The following is a 13,108-nucleotide window of genomic DNA, read 5'->3' as shown; positions in this document are numbered from 1 at the left end:
TTGAGTAAATAACACCTTGATATTAAGCCTATCATAAACGCTGAATTCTGTATTTTGAGGTAGTTTGGGTATACAATACTTGCTGTTAATTTTTATTATAAATTGAAGGCTTCTTTCATGGTGTTACCAGACAAGTTTATATTCTCGATGAGTCGAGTATCTAAGGTTGTGCCACCTAAGCGCACTATCTTAAAAGATATTTCTTTACACTTTTTCCCAGGCGCAAAAATTGGTGTGCTAGGTCTAAACGGTGCAGGTAAATCAACGTTACTTCGCATTATGGCTGGTGTTGACCAAGACTTTGAAGGTGAAGCTCGCCCTCAACCAGGCACTAAAATCGGTTACTTACCGCAAGAACCCGTGCTAGACGAAAGCAAAACAGTTCGCGAAACAGTAGAAGAAGCTGTAAGCGAAGTTAAAAATGCACTAAATCGCCTTGATGAAGTATACAACGAGTATGCAATGGACGGTGCTGACTTCGATGCACTTGCTAAAGAGCAAGGCGAACTAGAAGCTATCATCCAAGCGCACGACGGTCACAATATCGACAACGTGTTAGAGCGTGCAGCTGATGCATTACGCCTTCCACCTTGGGATGCAAAAATTGAACACCTTTCGGGTGGTGAGCGTCGCCGTGTTGCGATCTGTCGTTTACTACTTGAAAAACCAGATATGCTTATTCTTGACGAACCGACCAACCACTTAGACGCTGAGTCAGTTGCTTGGTTAGAGCGCTTCTTACACGACTACGAAGGTACCGTGGTTGCTGTAACCCACGACCGTTATTTCTTAGATAACGTAGCAGGTTGGATTTTAGAGCTTGACCGTGGTGAAGGTATTCCTTGGGAAGGTAACTACTCATCGTGGCTTGAGCAAAAAGATTTACGTTTACAACAAGAACAGAAATCTGAAAAAGCACGTCAAAAATCAATCGCGCAAGAACTTGAATGGGTTCGTTCAAACCCGAAAGGCCGTCAAGCTAAGTCTAAAGCACGTATGGCACAGTTCTCTGAGCTTCAACAAAACGATTACCAAAAGCGTAACGAAACGAATGAACTATTCATTCCACCGGGTCCACGCTTAGGTGACCAAGTTATCGAAGTGAAAGGCCTGAAGAAGAGCTTTGGCGACCGTGTATTAATCGATGACTTAAACTTTGCAATGCCGAAAGGCGCTATCGTAGGTATTATCGGTGCCAATGGTGCGGGTAAATCAACGCTATTCAAAATGCTAAGTGGTGAAGAAACGCCTGATAGCGGTGAGATTATTGTTGGTGACACAGTTGAGCTTGCAACGGTTGATCAGTTCCGTGGCGACATGGACGAAAGCAACACTGTTTTCCAAGAAATCTCTAACGGCCAAGACGTATTAAAAATTGGTAACTTTGAATTCCCAAGCCGTGCCTATGTTGGCCGCTTTAACTTCAAAGGTAACGACCAACAAAAATTCGTTAAAGACCTATCAGGTGGTGAGCGCAACCGTTTACACCTAGCTAAGCTATTAAAAGCAGGTGGCAACGTATTACTACTGGATGAGCCAACCAATGACCTAGACGTTGAAACACTACGTGCACTTGAGAACGCTATTTTAGAGTTCCCTGGCTGTGTAATGTGTATCTCGCATGACCGTTGGTTCCTTGACCGTATTGCTACACATATTCTTGATTACCGTGACGAAGGCCAAATTAACTTCTTCGATGGTAACTACACAGAATACGAAGAGTGGTTGAAGAAAACCTTAGGCGCAGAAGCAGCACAACCTAAGCGTATTAAATACAAAAAAATTGGCTAATTAGCTGATACTCAAAAAGCCCCTATTTAGGGGCTTTTTTGTGCAAAGTATGCAAGGAATTCATCAACTTTCAATGATCTCGAAAAATACCAACCTTGTGCAAATTGTATCCCCGCTTTAGCGACTACTTGGGCTTGTTTTTTGGTTTCGACTCCCTCAGCAATATAGGCATGATTACTGTCATAACCACAATTTGCGAGTTGTTTCTTTTGTAATGAAGTAGCCCAGTCATCTTGTAAAATCAGATCGATTACCGACTTATCTATTTTTATATAATCAACATTTAACTGCGCAAGCGCTAAGATATTCGCTTCACCTAATTGCATATCATCTAACGCCATTTTTGCCTTAGAGATATTTTCTAGAATAGTTTGAACACCCATTCTATCGGGGATCCCTCGCTCAGATAATTCAAATATCACTTTGCTGGCATTACTATTCAAAGCTGACTTTTTCAGGGTATAGAATACTCCGCCTCGCCCCCAAAGCTCTGGTGGAACATTAATACCTACATGTACGTTGTCATGCTTATTCAGCCACTCAGCAAGCTCTTCGGCTACTTTATCTATGACCCAGTATGTGATCATGCCACTTAATACAGAACCTTCAATTAACGGTATAAACTCGAGAGGTGGGACGACTTTATCATTTCGCTGCCAACGAATAAGCGCTTCTGCTCCAACACACCGATTATCACTTAAACGTATTGTGGGTAAGTATTCTAAAAAGAATTCATTGTTATCAAGTGCCGCTTCAATTTCTGCAAGTGTAATCACATCATACTCCTATCAATGCCTATTAAAGATAGACCGAGGAGATTAATTTGCAAATAATGGCAACCCACCGGATTTTGAATTTCAATACTCAGCTGCCATTTAATCAGGCGACAACCGCTGACTCGACTATACTCATTAGGTCACTAAAGTAGGAGATACAGCTATGAATGAACGCAGAGAGTTTTCGCGGGTATTATTTTCTTGCCCTGCGATCCTTCGTATCGAAGATAACGACTATCACTGTCAGTTACTTGATCTATCTTTGCAAGGTGCGCTCATTACTAAAAGTGATTCATTTTTAGTGCCTATTCATAGTAAAGCTGACTTAATCTTCACCCTGCCAGAATCAACTATCGAGATTAAAATGCAAGTGGAGCTATGTCATGTTGAGCATCAACATGCTGGCCTTCGCTGTGAACATATCGATATTGATAGTATTACTCACTTAAAACGGTTGATTGAGCTAAATCTGGGTGATGAAGCATTATTACATCGCGAGTTAGCCCATTTAATTCACGCGCCAGAGTAAACTTTTGTCGGTAGATTCGTTATGCTGTAGCAAATTCAGCTATTCAATGAGCTATGCAGTTAAATCCCCACTTACCCTTGGTGTATCATCCAAATTACTCGTTTAGTTTCGATCCTAATCATCGCTTTGTGATGAGTAAGTTTGCTTATTTATATGAGCATGTACAAAACCTTGGATTAATAAATGACAACCTAACTCAACCGATGCTTGGCAGCCCTGAGCCCCTTGAATTAGTGCACTGCGAAAACTATATCCACGACCTTTGGCACAACCGCTTAGATGAAAAAGCGATGCGCCGTATTGGCTTACCTTGGTCAAAAGAGCTGATGGCACGTACCTTTACTGCGCCTCTAGGCACCTTACAAACAGCACGTTTAGCACTTAGACATGGCATTGCTTGTCACTTAGCGGGGGGCACTCACCATGCCCATACTGATTTTGGCTCAGGCTATTGCATGGTAAACGACCTCGCTTTTACCAGCGAAACTCTGATAAAAAGTGGTGAAGTAACCAATATACTTATTTTTGATTTAGATGTTCATCAAGGTGATGGTACCGCAGCAATGCTGGCGCATCAGCCCTATGCTTATACCTGCTCTATTCACTGTGAAAAGAATTTTCCATTTCGAAAGTCAACCAGCGATTTAGACATAGGTTTAGCGCCGAATGTCGCTGATAGTGAATACCTAGGCGTTGTTGACGATACTCTGAGTTATTTATTAAACACCCTAAACCCAGATTTAGTGCTTTATGATGCAGGTGTAGATGTATGGCAGCAAGATGTTTTAGGGAAACTCGATATAAGCTGGCAAGGGATAGAGCAACGCGACCATTTAGTCCTCAAGCGTTGCCTTGAGCACAATGTACCTGTCGCAACAGTAATTGGTGGTGGCTATGATAAAGATCATCGCCGTTTAGCGGCTCGCCATGGTATTGTGGTAGAGCAAGCTGCTCGTTTTTAAAAAATAACAAAGAAAAAAGGCCCGGTGGAGAAAAAACCGGGCCTTTGCTACTGTAACATTGGGATATGTTAGCAACTTTTTTCTAAGTTAAAACAAGTAGCTGTGGAGCTACCGAATGGTAATCTAAAGCCATCGCTATGCTCAAAACCGTGATGTTTACAATTGAAAAAGCAAACACTTGGCGCGCCCAGCCGCTTACATCAATATTGCGACGATAGCCACGAAGCGCCATTAGCAACCACCAAAAACTCGTTGTACAGGCTACAGCCATAAAGGCTAAACCTGTATAACCACTAATGGTTAATAACATCACAACCAACGCATACACGGCGATATATAAAACAATGTGATGCTTTGCCTTCTCGATCCCCTGCGCTACTGGTAACACAGGAATTCTGGCCGCTTGGTAGTCGTTATAACGAAAGATTGCAATTGCATATGAATGAGGCATTTGCCATAGACTAAACATAACCAATAAAATCACAGCACCAGCATCAAACTGCCCAGTCACGGCACAATAACCCACTACAGGTGGTACTGCGCCAGATAAACTTCCTACAAAGGTGCCGTACACAGAACGACGTTTCATATATAAGCTGTACACACCTACGTAGATGACGTAACCAAAAGTAGCAAATAAGAGTGCCACTACGTTGGTATACACTGCTAATAATCCGAAACCAATAACACCAAGCACGATGCCATGTGCCATAGCCGCCTTTGCTGACATTTCGCCAGTCACTGTGACGCGTTTGCGAGTGCGCGCCATAGCAACATCAATATCACGATCAATTACGTTATTGATCGCGCATCCTGATGCTACTACTAAAGATAACCCTAGTAAGGTTGCGATCATTAACCATGGGTCAATATCACCACGAGAGGCTAGCAAGAATCCCCCCGCGACAGAGATCAAATTGCCCATGATAATGCCAGGTTTAGTGACATTTAAATAACGTCGAAACACTTCCTCGACTCCTCTAATTTTCAGCACAAACGCAATATTACGAAAGAAACTAGTTAGTAACAGACTGTGAGAACTGGAGACACAACCTCAGACTAACCAGCTCCTCTCGTAAATCTTTTACCAATTACCAAGTAATTGTTATTAGTACATCATCATGGCGTTCGATTCGTAGATGATCCACACCGACAAACCAACCACCATTACAATGATTAAAGCACTAAAGATAAACGACAATGAACTTGCCTTGCCGTCTTCAGTTTTGAAGTTTAGGTGTAAGAAATATTTCAAATGCACCCAAATTTGCACAATCGCCATGCTCACGATGCTCCATGCAGTGGTCGTTTTCGAAAACGAACCACTCATCACAGCCCAAAATGGAATAGCCGTTAAAACCACTGACAGTAGAAAACCAATTAAATAGTCTTTAACGCTGCCATGTGATTGTTCATTATGCGTATGAACTTCTAAGTTATTAATTACATGTGATTCACTGTGGCTCATTACATTGCTCCCATTAAATAAACAACGGTAAATACACAGATCCACACCACATCTAAGAAGTGCCAGAATAGGCTTAAACAACTTAGGCGTGTCACTGTTTGTGGGTTTAAACCACGGCGCACAACTTCAATCATTAGGACAGTCATCCAAATAAGACCAGCTGTAACGTGAAGACCATGTAAGCCCACTAGAGAGAAGAACGATGTTAAAAAGGCACTTTGCTGAGGGCCATTACCATGCGCAATTAGGTGATGAAATTCGTACACTTCCATACCAATAAACACTGCACCAAAGGCAAAGGTAACTAGCAACCAAGTTAATGTAGCCGCCTTTTTCTGCCCATGAGCAGAAATCATCGCAAAACCAAAAGTGATACTACTGAGTAGTAGAGCTGCGGTTTCAACCGCCACAAAATCAAGTTCAAAAATGTCTTTACCCGACACACCGCCAGCAGTGTTCATAAACAATACTGCGTAGGTTGCAAAGAATGATGCAAACAACAGGCAGTCAGTCATAAGGTAAAGCCAGAAACCAAATACGGTGTTACCACCTGTATCGTGGTGCTCATGGTCATGTGCATCGACATGACCGTGTGCGCCGTTTAAGGTGTCGAGCCCTGCAGAAATGGTACTCATGCATTCACCTCCTTCGTAGCGGCTGTATTGTGAGCCGTTTCTAGTTCAACAATTTCATCTGGTTGCACGTAGTAATCAATATCGCTGGTGTAACAACGCTTGATGAACACCACGATAGCACCCAGTAAACCAAAGGCTGCAAGCCACCAAATGTGCCAGATCATGGCAAAACAGAAGGTTGTTAAAGCCGCGCTCATTAATACACCTGCCGATGTATTTTTTGGCATATGAATTGGGCTATAAGAGTCTTCTTGCTTGTAAGCTAAGCCTTTTTCTTTCATGTCTGTCCACGCATCGATGTCATCAACATGAGGGATTTTCGCAAAGTTGTAGTACTGCGGAGGTGAAGCCGATGCCCACTCAAGAGTATGACCATTCCACGGATCGCCCGTTGTATCATCAAGTTGCTCGCGGTTTTTGAAGCTCACTACAAGTTGCACAACTTGGAACAAGATACCGAACATAATGATCACCGCACCGCCAGCTGCAATGTATAACCAAATGTTCCAATCAGGGTTGTTCGTGTGGTTTAAGCGACGTGTCATACCTAAGAAACCAAGTACGTATAACGGCATAAATGCCACGAAGAAACCAATTAACCAGCACCAGAAAGATCGTCTGCCCCAGCTCTCGTCAAGTTTGAAGCCCATTGCTTTAGGGAACCAAAACGCAAAACCAGCTAAATAACCAAATACCGCACCACCAATAATGGTGTTATGGAAGTGAGCGATTAAGAATAAGCTGTTATGTAATACGTAGTCAGCACCAGGAATAGCAAGTAGAACACCCGTCATACCACCGATAGTGAACGTCACCATAAAGCCTAAAGTCCAAAGGACAGGCACAGTAATACGTAAACGACCACGATACATAGTGAATAACCAGTTAAACAACTTAACCCCGGTCGGTACCGCAATAACCATGGTCATAACACCAAAGAAGGCATTAACGTTAGCGCTTGAGCCCATCGTAAAGAAGTGGTGAAGCCAAACGATGAAACCTAAAATCGAAATTGCACCACTTGCGTAAACCATCGACTTGTAACCAAACAGGCGTTTACCAGCAAACGTAGAGATAACTTCTGAGAAAATACCAAACGCAGGTAAGATCAGAATGTAAACCTCAGGGTGACCCCATGCCCAGAATAAGTTGATGTACATCATCGCGTTACCACCTAGTTCATTTGTGAAGAAGTGGAAATCGAGATAACGGTCAAGCGTTAGCATTGCCAGTACAGCCGTTAAAATTGGGAACGATGCTGCAATTAAGATATTCGCCCACGTACATGCCCAAGTAAAAATAGGCATTTTCATTAATGTCATGCCTGGTGCACGCATTTTAAATACAGTCGCTAAGAAGTTTACCGATGTTAATAAGGTACCCAAGCCGGATATTTGCAAGGCCCATATATAATAATCGACCCCGACACCTGGACTGAATGACAACTCTGACAACGGTGGATATGCCACCCAACCCGTTTTCGCAAACTCTCCAAAGAATAATGAGATATTGATTAGGATTGCACCGCCAGCAGTTAACCAAAAGCTAAGGTTATTTAAGAATGGGAATGCAACATCACGGGCACCAATTTGCAGCGGTAAAATGATGTTCATTAAACCAATCATAAACGGCATCGCCATAAAGATGATCATAATCACCCCGTGTGCCGTAAATATTTGGTCATAGTGCTCTGGTGGTAAGTAACCACTTGCACCGCCGGTAGCCATTGCTAATTGCAGTCGCATCATAATGGCATCCGCGAAACCACGGAAAAGCATGATAAGCGCAAGAATGATGTACATGACACCTAAACGCTTATGGTCAATTGAGGTGATCCAGTCGTGCCAAATCACGCCCCACTTTTTATATTTTGTTACTAAGCCTGCCACTAACAGACCTAAGACAGCAACAACCGTCATGGTAACCATGATAATTGGTTCATGAAACGGGATTGCGTCTAATGTTAATTTACCTAACAACGACATGATTATTCCTCGTCCTCGCTGTGCTTCTTATGAGCTGAGTGCTCTGGCATAGCGTGTTGCATTGCACCGTGAGAGCCATGCGCTTGCATATATTTCATTACGATTGAATGGAACATATCTTTATCTACGCTGGCATAGTATTTAACTGGGTCGTATTCACTTGGTTTTGCAAGTTCAACATAGCTTTGCTTAGTCAATGCAGAACCGGTATTTTTTACTTTGTTTACCCAAGCATCGAAATCAGCTTCTGTGGCTGTTGCAATGGCATCGAACTTCATACCAGTGAAACCTGCACCACTGTAGTTAGCAGAAAAGCCTTTAAAAGTACCCGGCTCATCAGCGATTAAGTGAAGCTTTGTTTCCATACCGGCCATTGAGTAAATTTGGCTACCAAGCTGTGGAATGAAAAACGAGTTCATGGTGCTTTCTGAGGTGATCTTGTACTGCACTGGCACATTGGCAGGAAAAACAAGCTCATTCACTGTGGCGATGCCTTGCTCTGGATAAATGAATAGCCATTTCCAGTTCAAAGAAACAACCTCAACAGTAAGGTGCTTACCTTTACCCTCAAGTGGTTTATATGGGTCAAGTTGTTGCGTTGACTGCCACGTGATCACACCTAAAATCGCAACGATGATGATAGGAATGGTCCAAACTACAGCTTCAATCTTATTAGAGTGCGCCCACTTTGGAGCGTAAATTTCTTGATCTCGTCCATCACGGTATTTCCATGCAAAATAAATTGTCATGGCAATAACTGGAATTACAACAATCAGCATTAACACCGTAGCTACGATAATTAAATACTTCTCGTCGACACCAATTTGACCTTTTGGATCGAGTACCCCGCCTTTACAGCCAGACAAAGCCAGCACTAAAGACGCTAGAGCAATATTACAAAGGTTTCGAATTGACAAAGGAATATCCTACAACCTAAAAGTTAACACTTGTCGAAATAAGAACACGACGCTTTTCTGCAACAGATGCTACAGATATCCCTCGGCTGAATAACGGGCACGACAAATAGGCACGCTAAAAAGTGAGGGATTTTAGATTGGCTGACTGAAATTTGGGCGTAAAAAACCCACTAGGTGCTTAGTAAAGACAACTTAGAAAATGACTAAAATGGCTGAACTTAAGCAACAAAGCTTATTTACAGACAACCACTTACACGAGGAGGAGCACGACAGCCATGAGCGCTGTGTACTACTAAAGACTTTATCGTTTCACGCGCAGCGAAGGCCGCTTTACGTAAAATGACACCTGCACGACGCGCAGGGAAGAAATGGAAGACCAACCAGCATAAACCAATCAGTAATTGGCAAGACACCACTGGGTAAGCTAAAAAACTCAACACGTTAAGCAATGGTGTTTCGTATAAAGCACCTTCGCTTAATAAGCTTCTTAGCCCTTGAGCATCTTCTAATGTACCGTTGATTAGCATCGCTGAATTAATCAGCAACAAGGCTAAAACTGACATTAGCTCTTTACCAGCAAAAAACGCACGCGCAGCCAATTGCAATCTAGCTAAGCTAGACTGTTTGACATCTTGTGACTGACTAATTGCTCGCAAAACTCTCGCCTTTTATCGCTTTTACTGCATTTCAGGTAAATGACTTACCCTATTTTTAAATGCGGTAACATGATCTTCATCAATAAAGTTTCAGTAATTACTGAAATTTCGATGTGGAGTATAACAAAGTCAACAGACGGTACAAGTAGAATTTAACAGCACACGGTTAAGTATTGTTTAGCCATTTGATAATAAACTGTAAAAAACCAAACAAATTAAAGCTAAGTAGTTAAAAGTAATACTGTATTTTATATAGCGAAAAGCAATGAAGAAAAAGAAAATAGCATAAAAATAGCGATTTAAAGCATACTTAGTCAGTAGCAATCAAAGCTTTATTACTGAACAAGGATTAGCCAACCCACTAAAAATATAATATTCTTAACAACACTAAAATAAAGAATAAAAGAGATAGTTATGCGCCAATACGCACTCGCCACAGCCTTTTTAGCACTAAGTACCAGTACACTTGCAAATACGATTGAAGATACCGCTGTAGCTGGCTTAGATAAACCTGCGATTTACTACGCCGATATAGAACCCCACTTAAAAAGCGCAGCAAAACACCCCAGCGTCACATTAAAACAAATCGGCACCTCATTCCAAGGACAGGCACTTAATTCTATCAAAATTGGTACCGGCCCAATCAAAGTGATGATGTGGAGCCAAATGCACGGCGATGAAAACACGGCTACTGCCGCATTAATGGATTTTTTAAGCTTTATAACCACATATGAAAACGCACAATGGCTAGAAAGCTGGCAACAAAAAATAACTCTTCTCATTATCCCTATGGTGAACCCAGACGGCGCCGCAGCTCAGACCCGTCATAATGCACAAGGTATTGATTTAAATCGTGATGCTAAAGCCCTTCGCACAAAAGAAGGGCAAATACTCATGGCTGCAGCAGATGAATTCAAACCTGACTTTGGTTTTAATTTACATGATCAGAATGCATATTACGGTGCAGGTAAAATGGGAAAACAAGCCACTATTTCAGTGCTAGCACCCGCCTATAATGAAGCAAGAGAAGTAAATAAAAGTCGTGGTGAGGCTATGCAGTTTATTGCCCACTTAGCCAAAACGGTTGAATCAATGATCCCAGGGCACTTAGGCAAGTACAACGACAGTTACTCGTATCGCAGTTTTGGAGATACTTTTTCCGAAAAAGGTATCCGAACTATATTAATTGAATCAGGCGCTTACCCAAACGACCCAAATCGCCAAATAGCACGTAAAGTTAACCGTGTTTTATATAAAAAGGCTATTGACTCAATAACTTCACAGAAATGGAAAAGCGCTAAAATGGCCCAGTACCACGCTATTCCATTTAATGCTAAAGACAATTGGGTAGACTTACTAATAGACGATGTAACAGTAAAGAGTGAACTTGGTGATTACCAGATAGATATTGCTATAAACAACAAAGGACAGTCACCCATAATTAAAGAATTGGGTGATATAAGCAGTATCCGCCAAGGTTACACCAGTTTAGATGCAAGCAGCCTGAACTTTAAGGTAGGTAACAGCTTTGTATTAAATGAGCCGTTAACGCTTACCGAAAATAAATATAAAAAGCTTTTAATACAAGGGTATAGTTGCTTTTCTGGCGATATTAATATGCTAGAAAACGCCACAAATTGGCCAGTTTACGCATGCAAAAGTGTATTTACATCAATACCTTCACTTAATGCACCTGCCGCCTTTTTCTTACAGGCAAATGGCAAAAATAAGTACGCAGTTTTAGGGGCTGAGCTAATTAATTTAGATTAAACACGATTTAAAAGGACAGGCACTCTTAAAAATGCCTGTTAAATCTACAAATACCTTAAATTTGTAACCTAAAATAATAGTTGTGTAGTCGAGCTAGCCTATTAGCTTAATCTAATAATAAAAACCAAGATAAAAGATTTAGCTTTATGAGAATTAAAAGCACAAGTTAGCTGCAAGAGTTTGCAAAAAATAAAAGTCGAGAGAAATTTAAGGTTAACTAGAAAGTAATAACTTACAACTTGTTAGGTTACTTCGTCGCTTACGAGCAGTTTTACTGCAATAACTTTCAATAGCACCCACTTGACCTGCAGCTCCACGAAATAAATTTTCAAATTGAGTTGTTAGTGTTAACCATTTTTCCGGTTCGAAATTCAGCCTTTCAAGAATAGGAGGTAAATGATGCTCTATATATCCAGGCTTATCCGCGCTGATACAACGCCCAGTTTTCTCTACCAGTAACAAGTATGACTTTAACTCAAAAGGTATACCCTTTGATTTATACTTACTCATGCCACCAATAAAACGAGCTAGTAATTTAGGTTGCTTTGACTCCTTCGCGCTCTGGCATCGCTTTTTAAAGCTGGTATAGTCCGATTGCTCCGGCGTGCTCTCAGCTTTAGCACGAACAGGGTTTAAATCAACATAGGCCATACATGCTAAAAGTGCTGACTCATCAAGCAATGCTTGGCTCTTAAATCGCCCTTCCCAAAAGTGACCTGTACACTCGTCTTCTTTATTTGCACGTCTAGCTATATATTCATTAAGCATTCGCATAAACCAACTAATGCTCGAAAGACGCGCTCTGTATTCTGCAACCTCTTTCTTTAAGAAGACTTGTTGGCCGTCACTTAAAGGCTGACCATGAAGGAACTTTTGACCTAAAGGCGTCATTTTACTGAGCTTAAACCAGCGTAAAAGAATGGCTTTATCCGATAACCTATTTGCTTTTTTATCATCAACATAAAGAACAAGATGCGTATGATTGCTCATCACTGCGTAAGCACACACATCAATACAAAATACCTTTGCAAGAAAAAGCAGGCGCTCTTCAACCCATCCTCTGCGGTGTTCATATGATTTACCAGTGAGTGCGTCTTCTCCACAAAGGTAAGCGCGTCTAACGCAACGGGATACGCAGTGATAATACTTAGTGTTCGACAAACAGATTTGCCGCTTCCTTGCTAAAGCCATCGTTCACTCCTTGAACTGATAATTTGAAATGCATTAGCTGTAACTAAAGTTTAGACAAAATCTTCTTTGCTGCAAGAGTAATTTAACAGATAAAAGTGACTGTCTATATAAAAATACAGTGACTGTCCTTGTAAAATTTAAGTATTAAAAAAGCGCCTTTGGGCGCTTTTTTGTGGTTAAAGAATTTGATTCTCTTTCCAGACTTGTTCTTTTGCCATGCGCTTTTTACGCTTGTCACATGGGTCGTCGCAGTCGCAGGCTTTGTCGATACCAACGGCGCCTAGGCCACCACAACTACTGGCCATAGATTTCTTTTGCACAATCATGCCGACAGCCATCGCTGCCACAATTAAAATGAGTAGACCAAATGTAAGAAGAAAAAGTGACATTGCTTTGCCCCTATCGTCAGCAATTAAATCGAGCCCAAC

Annotated in this window: 13 protein-coding genes; 4 read left to right on the top strand and 9 right to left on the bottom strand. The window is 41.6% G+C overall.

Annotated elements, in window-relative coordinates; all coding sequences use genetic code 11:
- Positions 1-117 precede the first annotated feature (117 nt).
- On the top strand, positions 118-1,791 hold the full coding sequence (ettA, locus tag AN394_RS01625) for an energy-dependent translational throttle protein EttA (protein WP_054562291.1): 1,674 nt from the start codon (positions 118-120) through the stop codon (positions 1,789-1,791).
- 26 nt (positions 1,792-1,817) lie between these two features.
- Here the strand turns inward: ettA and AN394_RS01620 are convergent, their stop codons facing one another.
- Positions 1,818-2,567, bottom strand: coding sequence for an EAL domain-containing protein (locus tag AN394_RS01620; RefSeq protein WP_055020657.1), 750 nt, complete (start codon positions 2,565-2,567; stop codon positions 1,818-1,820).
- 163 nt (positions 2,568-2,730) lie between these two features.
- Between AN394_RS01620 and AN394_RS01615 the strand changes: the two genes are divergently transcribed.
- Entirely contained in the window at positions 2,731-3,096 is a 366-nt protein-coding gene (locus AN394_RS01615) for a PilZ domain-containing protein (protein ID WP_055020656.1), read from the top strand.
- A 53-nt stretch (positions 3,097-3,149) separates the two neighbouring features.
- A complete protein-coding gene (locus tag AN394_RS01610; RefSeq protein ID WP_055020655.1) occupies positions 3,150-4,058 on the top strand; it encodes a histone deacetylase in 909 nt (302 codons plus the stop codon).
- A gap of 82 nt (positions 4,059-4,140) precedes the next feature.
- Here AN394_RS01610 and cyoE read toward each other — a convergent pair whose 3' ends face one another.
- From cyoE to AN394_RS01580, 6 genes are all read right to left on the bottom strand, one after another.
- Entirely contained in the window at positions 4,141-5,025 is an 885-nt protein-coding gene (gene cyoE / locus AN394_RS01605; RefSeq protein WP_054554292.1) for a heme o synthase, read from the bottom strand.
- A gap of 141 nt (positions 5,026-5,166) precedes the next feature.
- A complete protein-coding gene (gene cyoD / locus AN394_RS01600; protein ID WP_055020654.1) occupies positions 5,167-5,526 on the bottom strand; it encodes a cytochrome o ubiquinol oxidase subunit IV in 360 nt (119 codons plus the stop codon).
- Positions 5,526-6,161 (bottom strand): cytochrome o ubiquinol oxidase subunit III, encoded by a 636-nt coding sequence (gene cyoC, locus AN394_RS01595; RefSeq protein ID WP_054562296.1) that lies wholly within the window; start codon positions 6,159-6,161, stop codon positions 5,526-5,528. Before cyoC ends, cyoD begins: the two co-directional genes overlap by 1 nt.
- Positions 6,158-8,146, bottom strand: a complete 1,989-nt coding sequence (gene cyoB, locus AN394_RS01590) for a cytochrome o ubiquinol oxidase subunit I (RefSeq protein WP_055020653.1) — start codon at positions 8,144-8,146, stop codon at positions 6,158-6,160. Before cyoB ends, cyoC begins: the two co-directional genes overlap by 4 nt.
- Before the next feature lie 2 nt (positions 8,147-8,148).
- Complete coding sequence (cyoA, locus tag AN394_RS01585; RefSeq protein ID WP_054562298.1) at positions 8,149-9,063, bottom strand: ubiquinol oxidase subunit II; 915 nt, start codon at positions 9,061-9,063, stop codon at positions 8,149-8,151.
- 236 nt (positions 9,064-9,299) lie between these two features.
- Positions 9,300-9,719, bottom strand: coding sequence for a hypothetical protein (locus AN394_RS01580; RefSeq protein WP_055020652.1), 420 nt, complete (start codon positions 9,717-9,719; stop codon positions 9,300-9,302).
- Between the two features lie 414 nt (positions 9,720-10,133).
- Between AN394_RS01580 and AN394_RS01575 the strand changes: the two genes are divergently transcribed.
- Positions 10,134-11,489 carry a M14 metallopeptidase family protein gene (locus AN394_RS01575; RefSeq protein ID WP_055020651.1) on the top strand — a complete coding sequence of 452 codons (1,356 nt, stop codon included), beginning with the start codon at positions 10,134-10,136 and terminating at the stop codon, positions 11,487-11,489.
- Positions 11,490-11,702: 213 nt separating this feature from the next.
- Here the strand turns inward: AN394_RS01575 and AN394_RS01570 are convergent, their stop codons facing one another.
- On the bottom strand, positions 11,703-12,680 hold the full coding sequence (locus AN394_RS01570) for a transposase (RefSeq protein WP_055020650.1): 978 nt from the start codon (positions 12,678-12,680) through the stop codon (positions 11,703-11,705).
- A gap of 176 nt (positions 12,681-12,856) precedes the next feature.
- A complete protein-coding gene (gene nqrM, locus AN394_RS01565) occupies positions 12,857-13,069 on the bottom strand; it encodes a (Na+)-NQR maturation NqrM (RefSeq protein WP_055020649.1) in 213 nt (70 codons plus the stop codon).
- Positions 13,070-13,108 lie beyond the last annotated feature (39 nt).

It is taken from the genome of Pseudoalteromonas sp. P1-26 (assembly GCF_001401795.1).
Classification (GTDB): Bacteria; Pseudomonadota; Gammaproteobacteria; order Enterobacterales; family Alteromonadaceae; genus Pseudoalteromonas.
The sequence above is the reverse complement of the archived record's forward strand: the minus strand, read 5'-3'. Positions and strand labels throughout refer to the sequence as shown.

Bases quoted from the DNA above. Each gene is read 5' to 3' on its own strand.
- cyoD (WP_055020654.1), bottom strand. From the start codon at position 5,526: ATGAGCCACAGTGAATCACATGTAATTAATAACTTAGAAGTTCATACG.
- ettA (WP_054562291.1), top strand. From the start codon at position 118: ATGGTGTTACCAGACAAGTTTATATTCTCGATGAGTCGAGTATCTAAG.
- AN394_RS01570 (WP_055020650.1), bottom strand. From the start codon at position 12,680: ATGGCTTTAGCAAGGAAGCGGCAAATCTGTTTGTCGAACACTAAGTAT.
- cyoC (WP_054562296.1), bottom strand. From the start codon at position 6,161: ATGAGTACCATTTCTGCAGGGCTCGACACCTTAAACGGCGCACACGGT.
- nqrM (WP_055020649.1), bottom strand. From the start codon at position 13,069: ATGTCACTTTTTCTTCTTACATTTGGTCTACTCATTTTAATTGTGGCA.
- AN394_RS01575 (WP_055020651.1), top strand. From the start codon at position 10,134: ATGCGCCAATACGCACTCGCCACAGCCTTTTTAGCACTAAGTACCAGT.
- AN394_RS01615 (WP_055020656.1), top strand. From the start codon at position 2,731: ATGAATGAACGCAGAGAGTTTTCGCGGGTATTATTTTCTTGCCCTGCG.
- AN394_RS01610 (WP_055020655.1), top strand. From the start codon at position 3,150: ATGCAGTTAAATCCCCACTTACCCTTGGTGTATCATCCAAATTACTCG.
- cyoB (WP_055020653.1), bottom strand. From the start codon at position 8,146: ATGTCGTTGTTAGGTAAATTAACATTAGACGCAATCCCGTTTCATGAA.